The sequence below is a fragment of the Bradyrhizobium sp. USDA 336 genome, assembly GCF_044908355.1.
Classification (GTDB): domain Bacteria; phylum Pseudomonadota; class Alphaproteobacteria; order Rhizobiales; family Xanthobacteraceae; genus Bradyrhizobium; species Bradyrhizobium yuanmingense.
The window spans coordinates 5,259,884-5,278,991 of record NZ_JBIYDC010000002.1; the positions used below are offsets into that span (position 1 = coordinate 5,259,884).

Sequence of the window (19,108 nt, forward strand, 5' to 3'; positions counted from 1 at the left end):
CGGATGCAGCATCACCATCCGGGACCAGCCATGGCCAAGACCGGCAAGCCGAGCGAGCCGCCCAAGACCACCGAGAACAAGCCCGCGGACAACAAGGCGAAGAGAGCCCCGCGCCGGCGCGAGACCGATGACGACGATTACGAAGACGGCGACATCGCGACGCCGAAACGTGATCGCTATGGCCCGGACGACGAGCCGTTCTGAGGGGGACGTTGATTGATCGCGCGCTAGTGGGATGGAGCCCTACCCGCACTACCTGCCATGCGTCTGCGTTCATGGACAAATAACCGCCAGCCCCGATAGTTTGCCGGTCCATCGGGAGTGAAACGGAACTGCAATGGTCGACGTTCTCGCCGCACCGCAACAAGGCAAGACGGACAGTGCGCTGCGCACGCTGACGGGGATCTCGATCGCGCATTGGGTCAGCCATTTCCATCTGCTGGTCCTGCCGATGCTGTTTCCGTTCCTGAAGGAAAAGCTCGGCGTCGGCTATGTCGAGCTCGGCTTCTCGCTGACCACGCTCGCCCTCGTCTCCGGCCTGACGCAAGCGCCGACCGGCTACCTCGTCGATCATTTTGGCGCGCGCAAAATCCTACTGATCGGGCTGACGCTCGGCGGCTGCGCGCTGATCCTGCTCGGTCTGCACCTCAGCTACGCTGCGCTGATCGCCTGCGCCGTGCTGCTCGGGCTCGCCAACAGCGTCTATCACCCCGCCGATTACGCGATCCTGGCCGAGCACATGGACGAGGCGCGGATGGGCCGCGCCTTCTCGGTCCACACCTTCGCCGGCTATCTCGGCGGCGCCGTGACGCCGGCGATCGTGGCGGCATTGGTCATGGTATGGGGCGGCGTCGGTGCGCTGATCGCCTCTGGCGCGATCGCCATTTTGGTGGCGATGCTGCTGGTGGCCATGGGCATCCCCGAGGCCGGCGCACACAAGAAGAAATCGGGCAGCGCAAGCGCGCCGAAGCAGGCCGTGATCACGCCGGCGCTGATCACGTTGACCGCACTGTTCATGCTGCTCAGCCTGTCGGTCGCCGGCATCAACAATTTCGGCGTGGTGGCGCTGATGAGCGGCTACGGCACGTCCTATTCGATCGCCAACGTCGCGCTGACTGCGTTTCTCGCGGCAAGCGCCGCAGGCGTGCTCGCCGGCGGCTTCCTCGCCGACCGCACCGAGCGCCACGGCTATGTCGCGGCGGCCTGCTTCGCCGCGAATGCGGCCATCGTGCTGCTGATCGCGCTGGTGACGCTGCCGGGCTGGGCCCTGACCGCGACGATGGCGACCGCAGGTTTCCTCTCCGGCGTGATCGCGCCTTCGCGCGACATGCTGGTGCGCAATGCCGCGCCTCCGGGAGCCGCGGGACGCGCCTTCGGCATCGTCTCCACCGGCTTCAACCTCGGCGGCATCGTCTCACCGCTGCTGTTCGGCTGGATCATGGATCAAAGCGCACCGCACTGGGTGTTCGGCGCGTCCGTGATCTTCATGGTGGCGACGGTGGTGCTGTCGCCGTTCACGGAGCGCCGGGCGACGAAAGCAGATTGAGTGGCGCGGCGGTCGGGCAATCTAATTCGCGGGGCGCAGGGTTTGGCGAACCAGCGCGGCGGCCGCTTACCCTCCCCTGGAGGGTAAGAGAGAGCCGCCACTTAGGTCGGCGACACTGCGCCCTTCAGCGCCGTGCCCTGCGCCGTCGTACCACGCGTCAGCCTGGCCTTCTCCGTGTTCGGCCACAGCAGCAGCAGGCCGATGACGCCGGAGCCGATCATGACCACCGCGTTGATGGTGAAGCCGGTCAGGTAGCCGTCGAGCATGCTGCCGGCGCGCTGGATCACGGTGCCCATCACGCTCGGCGCGATGATGCCTGAAAGCGTGTAGAGCGCGCCGTAGATCGCGAGCACTGCACCGCGCTGCGAGGCCGGGGTGAACTCGCCGAGCATCGGCGGGCAGACCACGTAGATCGCGCCGCAGAGTCCGGAGCCGACGACGAGCAGCGCGATCTGCAGGCCGGCGCCCTGCACATGCGGCATCATCGCGAGGATCAACCCACCGATCACCAGCGGCACCGAGCCGAGCACGCCGCGCGAGACGCGCGTGGTGTAGCCGCGGGCCATCATCACCTGCGAGATCCAGCCGGTGAGGAGAACGATGGTGGCGCCGAACACCCAGGGCAGGATCGAGATGAAGCCGGCCTGGCTCTGCGAGAAGCCGAGCCCCTTGACGATGAAGGGCGTGAACCAGGTGAGGCCGAGCGACAGCGCCCAATAAGCGCCGAAGGTCGCGACCACGCAGCCGAGGAAGGTGCGCGAGGTCAGCAGCTGCACGTACGGAATCTTCGGCTCGGTGGCGGCCAGGACCTCGGTATCCTCCAGCGGGCCTTCCTTGCCGAGCGCGAGCCAGGCTGCGACCCAGATCAAGCCGACGACCCCGAGCGCGCCGAAGGCGTAGTGCCAGGAATGGTTGACGATGATCCAGTTCAGCGCCGGCACCGCCAGGATGACGCCGAAGGCCGAGCCCTGTGACAGGATTGCGGTCGGCAGCGTGCGCTTCTCGTCGGGAAACCATTTGTAGATGGCGTGCGCGGCGACCGAGAAGGCCGGCCCTTCGCCCGCCCCCAAGACGATTCGGCAGATCAAGAGCGTGGTGAAGGAGACTGTGCCGACCATCGGGAACTGCGACACCGCCCAGATCACCGCCAGCGTCAACAACACCCAGCGCGTCGGCACCTTGTTGACGATGAAGCCGACCACGATGGCCGAGATCGAGAACAGGAAGAAGAACGAGGACCCGAGCAGGCCGAACTGCTCGGCGCTGAGCTTCATGTCGGTCATGATCGGCACGCCGGCGAGACCGACCACGATCTTGTCCGCGAAGTTCACCACCATGAAAAGAAAGAGGAGAAATGTAATAGTCCAGGCGCCCTTTGGCGTTTTGGTCGTCTTAGCCGCCACATTCGGCATTTCCTGAGCGCTCATCATTCTCCCCGTATGTCTTTTCGGTACCTTTTTGATTTGGCCGTCTTGGAAGCTAACAGCGGCTTCAGGGCCAACGCAACCCCGGCATTTCCGCATCAGGTGTGCTAGGCAGCATTCTTACCTCTCCCTATGGGAGAGGTGGAAGAGAAGTGGCAGGCCCGTGCTGAGCATCCGAAACCTCTCAAAGACCTTCTCTTCGGCCGGCGAGCCCGTCCATGTTCTGCGCGGCGTCGACCTCGACCTCGGGGCTGGCGAGCGCGTCGCGCTGACCGGTGAATCCGGCAGCGGCAAGAGCACGCTGCTGCACCTGATCGCCGGCCTCGACGCCGCCGATGGCGGCTCGATCAGGCTGGGTGACGCCGAGGTCACCACGCTATCGGATGCCGGACGCGCCAGCTTGCGGCGGAATCGCGTTGGCCTGGTCTTTCAGCAGTTCAACCTGATCCCGAGCCTCTCCGTCGCGGACAATCTCGCCTTCCAGGCGCGGATCGCCGGCCGGCATGATGCGGCCTGGACAAGAGAGCTCGTCGAGCGGCTCGGACTCGGCAGCCTGCTCAAACGTTATCCAGAGCAAATATCGGGTGGCCAGCAGCAGCGCGTCGCGATCGGCCGGGCGCTGGCGGCAAAGCCCGCGCTGCTGCTGGCGGACGAGCCGACCGGCAATCTCGACGAAGCTACCGCCGAGGAGGTGCTGGCGCTGGCGCGCGATCTCGTGGCGCGCACCGGCTGCGGCTTCCTGATGGTGACGCACAGCCTGCATCTCGCCGCCACGCTCGACCGTCATCTCACGTTGCATGCGGGGCGCATTTCATGAAGCGCGCGCTCTGGGTTCTCGCCGTGCTGCTCAGCCATTGGCGACGCCACAAGATGCAATTCGCGACGCTGCTCATCGGATTGATCGCTGCAACCGCGCTGTGGAGCGGGGTGCAGGCCATCAACCAGCAGGCCCGCAATGCCTATGACCGCGCCGCAGCGACATTCGGCGGCGTGCGCACGGCGATGCTGGTCGCCCCCAATGCGGCGACTTTCCCGCAGGAGCTGTTCATAAAGCTCCGCCGCGCCGGCTGGCCGGTGTCGCCGGTGCTGGAGGGGCGCGTCCAGATCAACGGGCATTCGGTGCGGCTGCTCGGCATCGAGCCGGTCACGCTGCCGGTCGATGTCGGCAACGCGCCACGCCTGGGTGCCGCGGATCTCAGCAGCTTCGTTGCTCCGCCCGGCCAGACATTGGTGGCCCGGGAAACGTTGAGGGGCTTGCAGCAAGCAGAAGGCGCGGCCCCGGCGATCAGCAGCGGCGCAAAGCTGCCGCCGCTGCGCGTCCAGCCGCAGCTCGCACCCGATGTGCTCGTGGTCGATATCGGCGTGGCACAGCGGCTGCTGAGCAAGCCGGACCAGGTCTCGCGGCTGCTGATCGGCAAGCCGAGGGGCAAGCCCGCACCGCTCGCGAGCGTGGTCGGCGAGCAGTTAGAGCGAGTCGAGCCCAATGCGGAGACGGAGCTCGAGCATCTCACCGACAGTTTTCATCTCAACCTCACCGCCTTCGGCCTGCTGTCGTTCTTCGTCGGCCTGTTCATCGTCAATTCGGCCGTGGGCCTTGCTTTCGAGCAGCGGCTGCCAATGCTGCGCACTTTGCGGGCCTGTGGCGCCTCGGCGCAGCTGGTCAATACGGTGCTGGTGGTCGAGCTGGTTGCACTGGCGCTGGTCGCCGGCCTGATCGGGCTCGCGTGCGGCTATTTCATCGCAGCCGCCCTGCTGCCCGATGTCGCGGCCTCGCTGCGCGGACTCTATGGCGCGCAGATCCCTGGGCAGCTCAGCCTGCGGCCCGAATGGTGGCTCGCCGGCATCGGGATCAGCGTGGCGGGTGCGCTTGTGGCGGCGGCGACCAGCCTGATCAAGGCGATCAGGATGCCGGTGCTGGCGACGGCGCAGCCGGGCGCCTGGCAGCAGCGGCAACGCCGCTGGCTGATCCTGCAGAGCTGTGCGGCCTGCGGCGCGTTCGCCGTCGCGCTGCTGCTGTTCTACTACGGGCAATCACTGATCGCAGGGTTCGGCGTGCTGGCCGCGCTGATGTTCGGTGCGGCACTGATCCTGCCGGCCTTCCTCGACATCATCCTGCTCGTAGGCCAGCGACTCGTGCGAGGCCCGCTCGCGCTGTGGTTCTGGGCGGACAGCCGGCAGCAGCTCTCCGGATTGTCACTGGCGCTGATGGCGCTTTTGCTCGCGCTTGCCGTCAACGTCGGGGTCTCCACCATGGTGGAGACCTTCAGCCGCACCTTCATCGGCTGGCTCAACGGGCGGCTTGCGGCCGATGTCTACATCAGCGCCTCCGACAACGCGCAAGGTACGGCGATCCGCAACTGGCTGAAGGATCGCAGCGATGTTCAGGCGATCCTCCCTGGCGGGCGCGCGGAGGCGCAGGTCCGGGGCCAGCCGGTCGAGTTGCTCGGCCTGCCCGATCACGCGCTCTATCGCGAGCGCTGGCCGCTGCTCGAGACGGCGCCGCGCGCCTGGACCCGCCTGGTACCGGGCAATGCCGCCTTCATCAGCGAGCAATTGAGCCGGCGGCTGAACGTGCAGATCGGCGACGTCGTCGAGGTGCCCGCGCCGGGCGGGAGCTGGGAGCTCGACATCGTCGGCATCTACGCGGATTACGGCAACCCCAGGGGTCAGCTCACGGTGAACGTTGCCGCATTGATCCGGCAGTTTCCGCAAACGCCGCAGACGCGGATCGGCCTGATCGTCGCGAGAGAGAACATCCCCGGCCTGATCGCGGCCCTGCAGAAGCAGTTCGGGCTCGACGACCGCAGAATCGCCGACCAGGCGACGGTGAAGGCGGAATCGATTCGCATCTTCAACCGCACCTTTGCGGTGACGTCGGCGCTGAACGCCTTCACGCTCGGCGTCGCCGGAATCGCATTGCTCACGAGCCTGCTGACCCTGGCGAACTCCCGACTGCCGCAGCTTGCACCGCTGTGGGCGATCGGCCTGACGCGGCCGCGCCTTGCCGCGATCGAGCTGACCAAGACGCTCTCGGTCGCGCTGTTCACGGCACTGCTGGCCGTGCCGCTCGGACTGCTGGTCGCCTGGTGCCTCATCGCCATCGTCAATGTGAAAGCCTTCGGCTGGCGCCTGCCGTTCCACGTCTTCCCATTGCAGCTAGTGGAGCTGGTCGCGGTGGCGCTGTTCGCCTCGCTGCTTGCGGCGCTGCTGCCGATGGTGCGGCTGGCGCGGATGCAGCCGGCGAACCTCGTCAAAGTGTTTGCCAATGAGCGCTGAAGCAATCACGCGGCGCGCCTTCGCCGGCGGCATCGCCGCCCTCGCCCTCGCGCGCCGCGCCGGCGCGCAGGGCTATGCCGGACTCGGCGAGACCGCCGATGGGTTTGCAAAGGTGACGCCGGGAAAGACGTTCACCTTCCCAGCCGATCACGGTCCACATCCGGAGTTTCGTATCGAATGGTGGTATCTCACGGCAAACCTCGTCGACGCGAGCGGCGCTCCTTGCGGCCTGCAATGGACGCTGTTCCGCCAGGCGGCGCAGCCAGGTCCGCAAGGCGAGGGCTGGGCCAATCAACAGGTCTGGATGGCGCATGCGGCGGTGACGCGCGCCGACACTCACCGCTTCTCCGAAACGTTTTCACGCGGTGGCGTCGCGCAAGCCGGCGTGACGGCGAAGCCGTTCGAGGCCTGGATCGACGATTGGGAGATGAGGGGTCTCGAGCGCCTCGACGATCGCACCTTGGCACCGCTGACGCTGAAGGCGTCTGGCGCCGATTTCAGCTATGCGCTGAGGCTGGAGGCTGAGCGGCCGGTCGTACTGCAGGGCGATCGCGGCTACAGCCGCAAGTCGGAGCGCGGGCAGGCCTCGTACTACTACAGTCAGCCGTTCTACCGCGCGCGCGGCACGCTCAGCATCGACGACAAGCCGGTCGATGTGTCGGGCCAGGCCTGGATGGACCGGGAATGGAGCAGCCAGCCGCTCGACGCCGACCAGACCGGCTGGGACTGGCTGTCGCTGCATCTGTCATCCGGAGACAAGCTGATGCTGTACCGGCTGCGGCAGAAGGACGGCAGAAATTATCCGTTCGGCAATTGGATCAGCGCGGCCGGCGAGACGCAGATGATTGCAGGCAGCGACATCCAGATGATGCCGAAGGCGACGGCTGAGGTTGCGGGACGCAAGCTGCCGGTGCAATGGCAGATCGCGATACCCGCGCGATCATTCTCGATCCTCTGCAAGCCGCTCAATCCGAACGCCTGGATGGGGACCGGCTTCTCGTACTGGGAAGGGCCGATCAGCTTTGCCGGCACACATGACGGCGTTGGCTATCTCGAGCTGACCGGCTATTGAGGCGCGATCTCTTCGAAGGAACCGACGATGTATCATCTCACCGCCCTCGTCACGCTGCTGGCGATCGCGTTTTACTTCTTCACCTCCATCAACGTCTCGCGCTCGCGCACCAAGACCGGCGTCAAGGTGCCTGCGATGTCGGGGCATCCGGATTTCGAACGGGCCTTCCGAATCCAGATGAACACGTTGGAATGGATGCCGATCGTCCTGCCAGCTCTTTGGCTGTTCGCGATCTATATCAGCGACGCCATCGCGGCGGGCATCGGCGCGATCTGGATCATCGGCCGGATCGTCTATTTCATCGGCTATTCGCAAGCCGTGGCCAAGCGCGGCACCGGCTTTGCGATCCAGGCGCTCGCCGCAATGGCGCTGTGGGTCGGGGCGCTCGGGGCGGTGGTGCTGCGGTTGGTGTGAGGCAATCCGCCGCCACACATTCCGGTGTCGTCCCGGACAAGCGTAAGCGCCGATCCGGGACCCATAACCACAGGAAGGTGTCGTGACGTGAGCTGATCACTCCGAGTCCCCGTAACCACGCGTGCCTGTGGCTATGGGTCCAGGATCGGCGCGCGCTTGAGGCGCGCTTGTCCGGGAAGACAGCGAGTGTGTGGCGCTCGCTGTGCCACTTCCCTACTTCGTCAGCGGACAGCCGCTCTCCTTGGCGGTGAAGAAGGCCTTGTCGCCGGGGACGGTGGCGAGCAGCTTGTAATAGTCCCAGGGCTTCTTCGACTCCGAGGGCTTCTTGACCTCGAACAGATACATGTCGTGGATCATGCGGCCGTTCTCGAGCACCTTGCCGCCTTGCGCGAAGTCGTCGTCGACCGGCAGCTCCTTCAGCTTCTTGGCGACGGCATCCGGATCCTTGCTCCCAGCAGCCTTGACGGCCTTGAGATAGCTCAACGTCGCCGAATAGGTACCGGCGTGGATCATGCTCGGCATCCGCCCGGTGCGCTTGAGGAAGCGCTCACCGAGATTGCGCGTCCTGTCGTTGAGATCCCAGTAATAACCCTCCGTCAGCACCAGGCCTTGTGCGGCCTGCAAGCCGAGGCCGTTGACTTCGGCAAGCGTCATCAGGAGGCCCGCGAGCTTCTGGCCACTCGCGACGATGCCGAACTCGGACGCCTGCTTGATCGAATTGGTGGTGTCGAGGCCGGCATTGGCGAGGCCGACGATCTTCGCCTTCGAGCTCTGCGCCTGCAGCAGGAAAGAGGAGAAGTCCGACGAATTGAGCGGAACGCGCACCGAGCCGAGCACCTTGCCGCCATTGGCGGTGACGATCTCGCTGGTATCCTTCTCCAGCGCGTAGCCGAAGGCGTAGTCCGCGGTGAGGAAGAACCAGGTGTCGCCGCCGGCTTTGGTCAGCGCGCCGCCGGTGCCGACGCCGAGCGCGCGGGTGTCGTAGGCCCAGTGGAAGCCGTAGGGCTGGCAGGCATCGCCGGTGAGGCGCGATGTCGCGGCGCCGACGACGATGTCGATCTTCTTCTTTTCCTTGGAGAGCTCGTGGATCGCGAGCGCGACCGAGGAGGTCGTCAGCTCCGTGATCATGTCGACGTTCTCGACGTCATACCAGCGCCGCGCGATCGAGCTTGCGAGGTCAGGCTTGTTCTGGTGGTCGGCAGTGACGAGCTCGATCTTCTGGCCGAGCACCTCGCCGCCGAAATCCTCGATCGCCATCTTGGCCGCTTCGACCGACCATTTGCCGCCGTAATCGGCATAGACGCCGGACTGGTCGTTCAGGATGCCGATCTTGACGCCTTGCGCGGAGGCGGGAACCGCAATCAAGAGGGCCAAGGCCGCTGCGGCCCAAAGTGCTGATTTCATATGTTTAACTCCCGGCATTCTTCTGTGAAATCGCGCGGATAGTAGTGAAGAACCCCGCGTGCGCCCATCCGTTTCATGTTGGTCGTTAGTATGGGATTCTGCGCGCCAAGCTCTCGCTGTCGTCCCGGGGCGCGCGGAGCGCGAGCCCGGGACCCATAGCCACAGGATGGTGTTTGGCGAAGACTCGGAGTTGCCGCTGTCGCGCCAAACCACTCCCTGTGGTTATGGATCCCCGCCTTCGCGGGGATGACGGAACATACGGAGACGGCTACGGTCATAGAGAGGCAGCATCAGGCCATCGCCTCGGGCTTCTTGTCGCGCCGCCCTTCCGCCAGGTTCCGCACCACGACGTAGAAGATCGGTGTGAACAGAAGACCGAACAGGGTGACGCCGATCATGCCGAAGAACACGGCGACGCCGACGGCCTGGCGCATCTCCGAGCCCGAGCCGGTCGAGATCACCAGCGGCAAGACGCCGAGGATGAAGGCGAACGAGGTCATAAGGATCGGCCGCAAGCGCAGGCGGCAGGCATCGATCACGGCCTCCAGCCGCGGCTTGCCTTCGTTCTCGATGTCGCGCGCGAATTCGACGATCAGGATCGCGTTCTTTGCCGCTAGTCCCACCAGCACGACGAAGCCGATCTGGGTCAGAATGTTGACGTCCTGGCCCATGATGCGAACGCCGATGGTGGCGGCTAACAGGCACATCGGCACGATCAGAATGACCGCGAACGGCAGTGTCCAGCTGCCATATTGCGCGGCGAGCACGAGATAGACGAACAGCACGCAGATCGGGAACACGTAGAGACCGGCATTGCCGCCGGTGACCTGCTGATAGGACAGATCGGTCCATTCGAAGGTGAAGCCGCTCGGCAAGGTATCGTTCGCGAGCTGCTTGATGGCGTTGAGAGCGGTGGTCGAGCTGGTGCCCGGCGCCGGCTCGCCCTGGAGCTCGGACGCTGCATAGAGATTGTAGCGCGCCACGCGGTCGGGTCCCGAGACGTCCTTGAACTCGACCACGCTGCCGAGCATCACCATGTCGCCGGAGGCGTTGCGCGTGCGCAGGCGCGCAAGGTCGCTCGGTTCTTTCCGGAACGGAAAGTCGGCCTGCGCAGTGACGTGGTAGGTGCGGCCGAACAGGTTGAAGTCGTTGACATAGGTCGACCCGAAATAGGTCTGGATCGTCTCGTTGATGTTGGAGATGGGCACGCCCAGCTTCTGCGCCTTGGTGCGGTCGATGTCGACGAAGAGCTGCGGCGTGTTGGCGGTGAACGGCGAAAACACCGAGGGGGCGAGCAGCGAGGGCGATTTGCGCGCCGCGGCGACAAGCTCGTCGGTGGCGGCTGCGAGCATTTCAGGCCCGCGGCCCTGGCGGTCCTGGATGCGGATGGCAAAGCCGCCGCCAGTGCCGATGCCGGGCACGGCCGGCGGTGGAATCACGATGATGAAGGCGCCCTGGATCGCGGACAGGCGCTTGCGCAGCTCGGCCGTGATGGCGTTCGCGGACAGGCCCTTCTTCAGCCGCGCCTCGGGCTCGTCGAACACCGGGAACAGCGCCGCCGCATTGCCGGCTTGCGTGCGGGTGGCGCCGGAGAAACCGGCAAAGGCGGCGACTCGAACGATGCCCGGCGTATCCAGCGAGATCCGCTCGATCTCGCGAACGACCTCGGTGGTGCGAGCCAGCGACGCCGCGCCCGGCAACTGCACGGATATGATGACGTAGCCGCGATCCTGCGCCGGGATGAAGCCCTGCGGCGTGGTCACGATCAGCCAGCCGGCGCCGCCGATCAGCACGACGTAGATCAGCAGCATCACCACCGAATGGCGAATCGCGAAATTGGCGAGGCCGGCATAGCCATGCGCCAGCCGGTCGAACAGACGGTTGAACACGCCGGTGAACGCATTCCAGCCGCGCGCGATGACGTTCCAGGCGGCTGGCGGCCGCTTTTCTTGGTGTGGCGTGAGGATCTGCGAGGCCAGCGCGGGCGAGAGCGTCAGCGAGCAGAAGCAGGAGATCGCCGTCGCAACGGCAATGGTGACGGCGAATTGCTGGAAGAATTGCCCGGAGATGCCGCCGAGGAACGCGGTCGGGACGAACACCGCGCATAGCACCAGGGCGATCGAGACCAGTGCGCCGCCGACCTCCTCCATCGTCTTCAGCGCGGCATCGCGACGACTGAGGCCGTGCTCGAGATGGCGCTCGACATTCTCGACCACGACAATGGCGTCGTCGACCACGATGCCGACCGCGAGGACGAGCCCGAACAGGGTCAGATTGTTGATGGAGAAGCCGAGCGCCGCCATCACCGCGAACGTGCCGACCAGCGAGACCGGAATCGCGATGATCGGAATGATCGCGGGCCGCCATCCCTGCAGGAACACCAGCACGACGATGACCACGAGCAGCATGGCCTCGTAGATGGTCTTGATCAGCTCGTGGACCGACTGGGCGATGAACTCGGTCGGGTTGTAGCCGATATTGAAGTCGAGCCCCCTGGGAAAGCTCTCCTTGAGCCTCGTCATGGTGTCGGAGATGTTCTTTGCGGTCGCGAGCGCGTTCGAGCCCGGCCGCTGCGTCACCAGCATGGCGACCGCCGACTTGCGCAGCAGGAAGCTGTTGGTGCTGTAGGCCAGCGCCCCGAGCTCGATGCGGGCGACGTCGCGCAGCCGCACCGTGCGGCCGTCAGGGCCGGCCTTGATCAGGATGTCCTCGAACTGCTTCTGGTCCTTCAAACGTCCGGTGAAGGTGAGGTTGGGCTGGAAGGCGCGATCGGCGATCGGCGGCTCGGCGATCTGACCGCCCGCGATCTGCACGTTCTGGGCGCGGATGGCCGCGAGCACCTCGGCCGAGGTCAGGCCGAGATTGGCGATTCTGTCAGGATCGAGCCACAGCCGCATCGAATAGTCGCGGGCGCCGAAAATCTGGATGTCGCCGACTCCGTCGATGCGCAAGAGCTGGTCGCGGACCTGGAGCAGCGCATAATTGGAGATGTAAAGCTGGTCGAACGTGTCGTCCGGCGACAGCATGAACACGACCATCAGAATGTCGGGCGAGTTCTTGCGGGTGGTGACGCCGTTGCGCTGCACTTCCTCCGGCAGGCGCGGCTGCGCAATCGCGACCCGGTTCTGCACCAGCACCTGGGCCTTGTCGAGATCGGTGCCGAGCTTGAAGGTGACGGTGATGGTGAGCTGGCCGTTCGACGTCGCCTGGCTGTAGAGATACAGCATGTCCTCGACGCCGTTGATCTCCTGCTCGATCGGAGCTGCGACCGTGTCGGACACGGTCTGGGCGGAGGCGCCGGGATATTGCGTGGTGACGACGACGGTCGGCGGCACCACTTGCGGATATTCGGAGACCGGCAGCGTGGTGTAGGCGAGCGCGCCGACGATCAGGAGCACGATCGACAGCACCATCGCCAAAATGGGCTGGTTGATGGAGAGGCGGCCAAGATTCATGACTTGCCACCGGCCGGCGCTTGCGCGGTCTGGGGAGCGACCTTGGCGCCGACGCGGGCGCGCTGGATGCCGTTGACGATGACGCGATCGTCCGGCTTCAACCCTTCACGGATCACACGCAGGCCGTCGTCGAGCGGACCGAGCACCACGGGACGTGCCTCGACCGTGTCATCCGCCTTGACCACGAACACGATCTTGCGGGACTGGTCGGTCGCAACAGCAACGTCTGGAATCAGCAGCGCCTCGTAGGGCGCGCTGCCGATCAGGCGGACGCGGCCGAACTGGCCGGGCAGGATCGAGAGATCCGTGTTCTTCACCACGGCGCGGCTGCGCAGCGTGCCGGTCGAGACGTCCAGCCGATTGTCGAGGAAGTTGACGGTGCCCTCGCGCGAGGGCTTGGTCTCGCCGGCCAGCGTCACCTGCACCGGGTTTGCGGTATCGCGCGAGCTCGGCCGCCGGCCTTCGAACCACAGCTTGCTGTATTTGATGAAGGTCGCTTCATCCATGTCGAAATAGATGTAGATCGGATCGAGCGCGACGATCGAAGTCAGCAGCGTCGAGGTGCCGGTGTCGCTGCCCTGCACGAGATTGCCGGGGCTGACGAGATGGCGGCTGACGCGGCCGGTCAAGGGCGCTGCCACATGCGTGAACTCGATGTTAAGCTTGGCGGCCTTCAGCGCGCCTGCGGCCTGCATCTCGGCGGCGTGCGCGGCCTGCAAGGCCTGGCGGCGCTGATCGACAACCTGTTCGGAGACCGCGCTGGTCTGCACGAGGCTGAGACCACGATCGAGCTCGCGCTTGGCAAGCTCCACTCGCGCCCGTGCGTCGGACAGCTGGCCCTCCGCCTGAGTGGCCACCGCCTCGAACGGGCGCGGATCGATCACGTAGAGCAGGTCACCCTGACGCACGATGGCGCCGTCCTGGAATTCGACCGAATTGACGAAGCCGCCAACCCGCGGCCGCACCTGGACCTCCTCCACCGCCTCGAAGCGGCCGGTGAACTCGTCCCAATCGGTGACCGTGCGCTTGACCGGCTGGGCGACCGTCACCGCCGGCGCCGGCGGAGCCGCAGCCTGCGATGCCGGCTTGTCGCAGCCGGACAGGGCGAACGCGGCGGCGAGAAGCCCGGCGGCTGCGCTGACCTGAACGAAATCGTGCTTTTTGATCAACTGCCTGCTTCCGTCCGGTCCGCTCATCCCCAGGTCCTCGCATCAAAGCCGCAGAAAATGCAGGGTACGCCTCTACCTGCGGGCGCTGCAAGATGGGTCGCAAAGATGAACTCTTCAAGACCAATGCGCGGGCAATACTTTGAATGACGCCCTGACCGGATGGCGGGTTGACAGGGAGAGAGACGGTGCCAAGCAACGCAGTTGGGGCAAGCCGAACCCTGCCGTGAACGACGGGCTCTCGGAATTGTGAGCTTTTCCTAGCCGCGGTCGTCGAGATGCCCGCTTGAGGCGGGCCCATCACGATAGAGAGGGCTACTTGCGCAGCCTGGCCTTGGCGCCGGCGACGATCTGCATGGCGACGCCGGCAATCCAGCCGACCAAGACGAGCCAGGTCCAGGCCATATGCGGATCGAGCCGGAGCACGATCACGGCCACCGAGGCGAAGGCGGTGAGCGTAGCGGAGAGCGTGCCGGCGGCGCTCATGAGCTCGGCGGCGTCGATCTGGCTATGCGCATCGTCGAAAGGCATCTGCGGCGTGTCGATGCCGAGATAGAAGCCGATGCCGCCGAGCAGCATCATCAGCAGCAGGAAGCCCTGCGTGGTGAGCGTGGGGATCGCCGAGCCGACATAGGCGCCGACGAACAATCCGCACGCGGCTCCCGCCATGGCAAGGCCAACGCGCTCGAACACATGGGCAGTTTTACGAAAACGAAAGCGCATGGCCAGCCTCCGCGAGGCGTTGAGTGTGGAGAGGTTAGGCCAGTTTTGGGGGGCATGGAAGGTGCGAGGAGGTTTACGGATGCGTGAGGGGTCTAACTCCCTCTCCCCGTTCTTACGGGGGCGCGACGAGCTTCGCTCGCGCTGAGAGGATTGGGGTGAGGGGCTTCTCTCCACACATGAGATTTTCGCCGCACCTGTACCCCCTCACCCGGATTGCGCTTGCGCGCAATCCGACCTCTCCCCGCAAGCGGGGAGAGGTGAAGAGAGTCACCTCGCCCCGAACGTGGTCTTGCCGAACAGCGCCTTCTGCGTGGACGGCTGCGAGGCCAATATTGCGGCGGCGCCTCGACCACGCCGCCGAGCTCGGCGGCGGCGTGCCAGCCCCAGCGCGGATCGTAGAGCAGGCCGCGGGCGAGCGCGACCATGTCGGCCTTGCCCGACGCGACGATCTCCTCCGCGTGTTTCGACTCGGTGATCAGGCCGACGGCGATGGTGGGCAGGCCGGTCTCGCGCTTGATCGCCTCTGCAAACTGCACCTGATAGCCGGGGCCGAGCGGAATCTTCTGCAGCGGCGAGACGCCGCCGGAGGATGCATCGATCCAGTCGACGCCGCGCGCCTTCAGCGCGTTCGCGAATTCGATGGTCTGTGCCAGATCCCAGCCGCCCTCGATCCAATCGGTCGACGACACCCGTATGCCGACCGGCTTGTCGGCGGGGAACGCGGCGCGCACCGCGTCGAACACCTCCAGCGGAAAGCGCATGCGGTTCTCGAGGCTGCCGCCATATTCGTCGGTGCGCTTGTTGGAGATCGGCGACAGGAATTGATGCAAGAGATAACCATGCGCGCCATGGACCTCGATGGCGTCGATGCCGAGCCGCGCGGCGCGCTTTGTGCTGTCGACGAAGGCCTCGCGGATGCCCTTCAAGCCCGCGGCATCGAGCGCGAGCGGCGCGGCCTCGCCCTCCTTGTGCGGCACCGCCGACGGCCCGACCGTCTGCCAGCCGCCCTGCTCGACTGGGATCAGCTGACCGCCGTCCCAGGGGCGCGCGCTGGAGGCCTTGCGGCCGGCATGGGCGAGCTGCATTGCGATCGCGGTGGAGGAATGCTTGCGAACCGAATGCAGGATCGGCTTCAGCGCGGCCTCGCAAGCATCGCTGTAGAGTCCGAGGCAGCCCGGCGTGATACGGCCGATCGCCTCGACATGCGTCGCCTCGATGCAGAACATCGCCGCGCCCGACAGGCTGAGATTGTTGATGTGGGTGAAGTGCCAGTCGGTGGCGACGCCGTCGTCGGCCGAATATTGGCACATCGGCGACACCACGAGGCGGTTCTTTAACGTCAGGCCGCGCAGCTTGATCGGGGAAAACAGGACGGACATGCGGGGAGTTCCGGGGGATGGAGGGAGATGGGATCAGTGTAGTGGGCGCGCGGCGGATTGCTAGCGGGGCGCGGGAATGGCGGGTCGCCTGTTCGTGCATTCCGGCAATGGCTTGATGGTCAGCTGCGCCACAGACTCCGTCGTCGTCTCGGGGCGCGCCTCGCGCGAGCCCGGGACGACAGCGGAGTTTGCCGCAGGGCAGTGCCGGCTACTCCGCCAGCGTGAATTGCAGCAGCAGGGTTCGCTGCAGCATCGAGAAATTGTCGTCGGAGATCAGGGTCAGCACGGTCTCGCCGTCGGCGGTGACGTGGGCGTCGATGCCTTCCATGTTGTCGATCTCGTGGCCGAGATCGGCGGCGAACAGCGTCAGGCCGTCGACGACGGCGCCCGGCGCGATTCCCTTCAGCGGGATCGCGCGGATGCGGATGTTGACGCCGGTGAACCAGGAGAATTTGCGTTCGAGGATGAGGAGATCGCCCGAGGGCAGCAGCACCGCGTCGCTGATGTCGAAATTCTCCGAGCGGCGCACGCTGAACTGGCCGGGCGTGGTGCCGCCGATCAGGAAAGCGAGGAGGTTGCCGTCGGCATCGAGCCCGCGCTCGGAAAAGGCGATCAGCGTGCCCGCGAGCGGCTGGGCCTGGCTCTTGCCCGGTCCCTGCGCTTTGGGCACGACGACCATCGCCTCCGGCCCCTTGTTGTAGGGCAGCTTGCGCAAGGCCGGCGGGACGGCGATCACTTCGCCGCGGGCGCCCGTGGCACCCTTGGCGAAATCATAGCGCAGGATCTGGTTGACGCGTTCGAGCCCGACATAGACGAGGTTGCCGTCGCGCGCGAGCGACTCGGTATCGTACCAGAGCCGCTTCTCGGTGATCGGCCGCCCGTCGGCGCCCAGCACCGGCGCGGCCTCGACATCGGTGAGCCCGACCATCTCGCGGCCGGAATAGCGGATCGTGCCGGTGAACCAGCCGCCCTGATCGGAGATGGCGAGAAAACGCTCGCCCTTGGCGTCGAGGAAGCGGAGGCCCGACAGGCCGCCGAAGCCGCGATAGGGCGAGGTCAGCACCAGGCCGCTGCGAAAATCCAGCGAGCCGAAGCGCGTGCGCGAGCGGTCGCGCGGCTCGAAATTGGCAATGCTGCGCGCGTTCACCTCGACGCTGACCGGCGCGGTGACGGCATGCTCGAGCTGGAGCGCGCGCGGCGGCGGCTCGGACTTGGGCTGCAGCTGCGCCTGCGCCAAGCGCGGCAACGCGAGAGTGGAAAATCCCGCCGCCGCGAGGCTGACGAAGCTGCGGCGGGATGGATGCGTGCTCACGAATGCAATTTGCGTCGCGGGCGACCGGCCGCTTGCGTTGGCGCCGTGTTGGTCTCGCTGAAGAGCTCGGCAAGCTTTTCGGTGATCGCGCCGCCGAGCTCTTCCGCGTCCACGATCGTCACCGCGCGGCGATAATAGCGCGTCACGTCATGGCCGATGCCGATCGCGATCAGCTCGACCGGCGAGCGGGTCTCGATCTCCTCGATGATGTGGCGCAGATGCCGCTCGAGGTAATTGCCCGGATTGACCGACAGCGTGGAATCGTCGACCGGCGCGCCGTCCGAGATCATCATCAGGATCTTGCGCTGCTCGGGCCGGCCGAGCAGGCGCTTGTGCGCCCAGTCCAGCGCCTCGCCGTCGATGTTCTCCTTCAAGAGGCCCTCGCGCATCATCAGGCCCAAGTTTTTCCGCGCACGACGCCACGGCGCGTCCGCGGACTTGTAGATGATGTGGCGGAGATCGTTGAGGCGGCCGGGATTGGCCGGCTTGCCGGCGGCAAGCCACGCCTCGCGCGATTGCCCGCCCTTCCAGGCCCGCGTGGTGAAGCCGAGAATCTCGACCTTGACGCCGCAACGCTCCAGCGTGCGCGCGAGGATGTCGGCACAGGTCGCGGCGACCGTGATCGGGCGGCCGCGCATCGAGCCGGAATTGTCGAGCAGCAGCGTCACCACGGTGTCGCGGAACGTCGCCTCCTTCTCGTGCATGAAGGATAGCGGGTGATAGGGATCGGTGACGACGCGCGACAGGCGCGCAGGGTCGAGGATGCCCTCTTCGAGGTCGAACTCCCAGGCGCGATTCTGCTGCGCCATCAGGCGGCGCTGCAGCCGGTTGGCGAGACGGGCGACGATGCCCTGCAGATGTGCGAGCTGCTTGTCGAGATAGGCGCGCAGCCGCTCCAGCTCGTCATGGTCGCAGAGATCCTCGGCGGCGATGACCTCGTCGAACTTGGGCGCGAACGCATGATATTCCGGCCCACGCGGCTCGTTCCTGCCGTGCTGGTTCGGGCGCGTCGCCTCGCCCGGCGTCTCGTCATCACCGAGCTCGCCGTCGTCGAAGGTGTCGGAGGTGGAGGCCTGCGCGCTTTCCATCGCGCTCTCGCTCATCTCCTCGCTGGTTGCCTGCGCCTGGTCGGCGCTCATCTCCTGCGCGGCGTCGGAATCGGGCGAGCCTTCGGCGCCGGACTGGTCGTTGTCGCCGTCCTGGTTCTCCTCGTTCTCGTCATTGTCCTCGCTGTCGGCGTTGCGCTCGTCGCCGAGCTCGAGGGCCGACAGCAGGTCATGCACGGCATCGCCGAACTTGGTCTGATCCTCGAGCACGCCGTCGAGCCGGTCGAGCCGCTTGCCGATCTTGTCTTCGAGGATCGGCCGCCAGAGGTCGACCATCTTCTTGGCGGCCGTCGGCGGCGCCATGCCGGTGAGGCGCTCGCGCACCAGCATCGCCAGCGCGTCCGCCAGCGGCGCGTCGGCGCGGTCGGTGATCTCGTCGAACTTGCCGCGGTGGAAATGGTCGTCGAGCATCGCGGTGAGGTTCTTGGCAACGCCGGCCATGCGGCGCGCGCCGATCGCCTCGACGCGGGCCTGCTCCACCGCCTCGAACACGCCGCGCGCCTGTGGATTGCCGGGCATCAGCTTGCGGTGAACCTTGGGATCGTGACAGGCGAGCTTGAGCGCGATGGAATCGGCATGGCCGCGCACGATCGCGGCGTCACGCTTCGTCATCTTGCGCGCGGGCTCAGGCAGCCGCGCCTTGCCGGGCGCAAGGCCCGGGCGCTCGGCGGCAAAGGAGACGTCGAGCTCGGGCGCCTTCGCGATCGCCTTCAGGCAGGAGGCGACCGAGCGCTTGAACGGCTCGGTCGGCGCTTCCTTGTTGCTGCGGAATTTGGAGTTGGAGGTGGTCATCTGACCCTATCTGTCGTCCCGGCGAAGGCCGGGACCATA

13 protein-coding genes and 1 pseudogene are annotated in these 19,108 nt (G+C 66.0%); 6 read left to right on the top strand and 8 right to left on the bottom strand.

The features are described 5' to 3' along the window. Positions 1-30: 30 nt before the first annotated feature. Positions 31-204, top strand: coding sequence for a hypothetical protein (locus ABIA45_RS25700; RefSeq protein ID WP_197950838.1), 174 nt, complete (start codon positions 31-33; stop codon positions 202-204). Positions 205-337: 133 nt separating this feature from the next. Further along, a complete protein-coding gene (locus ABIA45_RS25705; protein ID WP_404654236.1) occupies positions 338-1,546 on the top strand; it encodes an MFS transporter in 1,209 nt (402 codons plus the stop codon). 101 nt (positions 1,547-1,647) lie between these two features. On the opposite strand, the gene ABIA45_RS25710 is transcribed toward ABIA45_RS25705, so the two are convergent. Continuing rightward, on the bottom strand, positions 1,648-2,973 hold the full coding sequence (locus tag ABIA45_RS25710; protein ID WP_404654238.1) for an MFS transporter: 1,326 nt from the start codon (positions 2,971-2,973) through the stop codon (positions 1,648-1,650). 160 nt (positions 2,974-3,133) lie between these two features. Between ABIA45_RS25710 and ABIA45_RS25715 the strand changes: the two genes are divergently transcribed. From ABIA45_RS25715 to ABIA45_RS25730, 4 genes are read left to right on the top strand one after another with little or no spacing between them, the layout of a single operon-like run. Next, a complete protein-coding gene (locus ABIA45_RS25715; protein ID WP_271539705.1) occupies positions 3,134-3,787 on the top strand; it encodes an ABC transporter ATP-binding protein in 654 nt (217 codons plus the stop codon). Continuing rightward, positions 3,784-6,246, top strand: coding sequence for an FtsX-like permease family protein (locus ABIA45_RS25720; protein ID WP_271539706.1), 2,463 nt, complete (start codon positions 3,784-3,786; stop codon positions 6,244-6,246). The genes ABIA45_RS25715 and ABIA45_RS25720 overlap by 4 nt, the downstream gene beginning before the upstream one ends. Beyond that, positions 6,236-7,318: a lipocalin-like domain-containing protein gene (locus tag ABIA45_RS25725; RefSeq protein ID WP_271539707.1), complete on the top strand. Its 1,083-nt coding sequence runs from the start codon at positions 6,236-6,238 to the stop codon at positions 7,316-7,318. Before ABIA45_RS25720 ends, ABIA45_RS25725 begins: the two co-directional genes overlap by 11 nt. Positions 7,319-7,345: 27 nt before the next feature. Beyond that, complete coding sequence (locus ABIA45_RS25730; RefSeq protein ID WP_157285771.1) at positions 7,346-7,732, top strand: MAPEG family protein; 387 nt, start codon at positions 7,346-7,348, stop codon at positions 7,730-7,732. Between the two features lie 213 nt (positions 7,733-7,945). Here the strand turns inward: ABIA45_RS25730 and ABIA45_RS25735 are convergent, their stop codons facing one another. The 7 genes and pseudogenes from ABIA45_RS25735 to cobT form a co-directional block, all read right to left on the bottom strand. Further along, positions 7,946-9,136, bottom strand: a complete 1,191-nt coding sequence (locus ABIA45_RS25735) for an ABC transporter substrate-binding protein (protein WP_404654241.1) — start codon at positions 9,134-9,136, stop codon at positions 7,946-7,948. 290 nt (positions 9,137-9,426) lie between these two features. Further along, positions 9,427-12,591 carry an efflux RND transporter permease subunit gene (locus ABIA45_RS25740; protein ID WP_404544521.1) on the bottom strand — a complete coding sequence of 1,055 codons (3,165 nt, stop codon included), beginning with the start codon at positions 12,589-12,591 and terminating at the stop codon, positions 9,427-9,429. Continuing rightward, the gene (locus ABIA45_RS25745) at positions 12,588-13,787 is read right to left on the bottom strand and encodes an efflux RND transporter periplasmic adaptor subunit (RefSeq protein WP_271539710.1); all 1,200 of its coding nucleotides are present in this window, start codon (positions 13,785-13,787) and stop codon (positions 12,588-12,590) included. The genes ABIA45_RS25740 and ABIA45_RS25745 overlap by 4 nt, the downstream gene beginning before the upstream one ends. A 285-nt stretch (positions 13,788-14,072) precedes the next feature. Further along, a complete protein-coding gene (locus tag ABIA45_RS25750) occupies positions 14,073-14,480 on the bottom strand; it encodes a hypothetical protein (protein WP_157285767.1) in 408 nt (135 codons plus the stop codon). Between the two features lie 267 nt (positions 14,481-14,747). Then, positions 14,748-15,859 (bottom strand): annotated as a pseudogene (locus ABIA45_RS25755) (NADH:flavin oxidoreductase/NADH oxidase). A 208-nt stretch (positions 15,860-16,067) separates the two neighbouring features. Further along, complete coding sequence (locus ABIA45_RS25760) at positions 16,068-17,171, bottom strand: esterase-like activity of phytase family protein (protein WP_404654242.1); 1,104 nt, start codon at positions 17,169-17,171, stop codon at positions 16,068-16,070. After that, positions 17,168-19,069, bottom strand: coding sequence for a cobaltochelatase subunit CobT (cobT, locus tag ABIA45_RS25765; protein ID WP_128265522.1), 1,902 nt, complete (start codon positions 19,067-19,069; stop codon positions 17,168-17,170). Before cobT ends, ABIA45_RS25760 begins: the two co-directional genes overlap by 4 nt. Between the last annotated feature and the right edge of the window lie 39 nt (positions 19,070-19,108).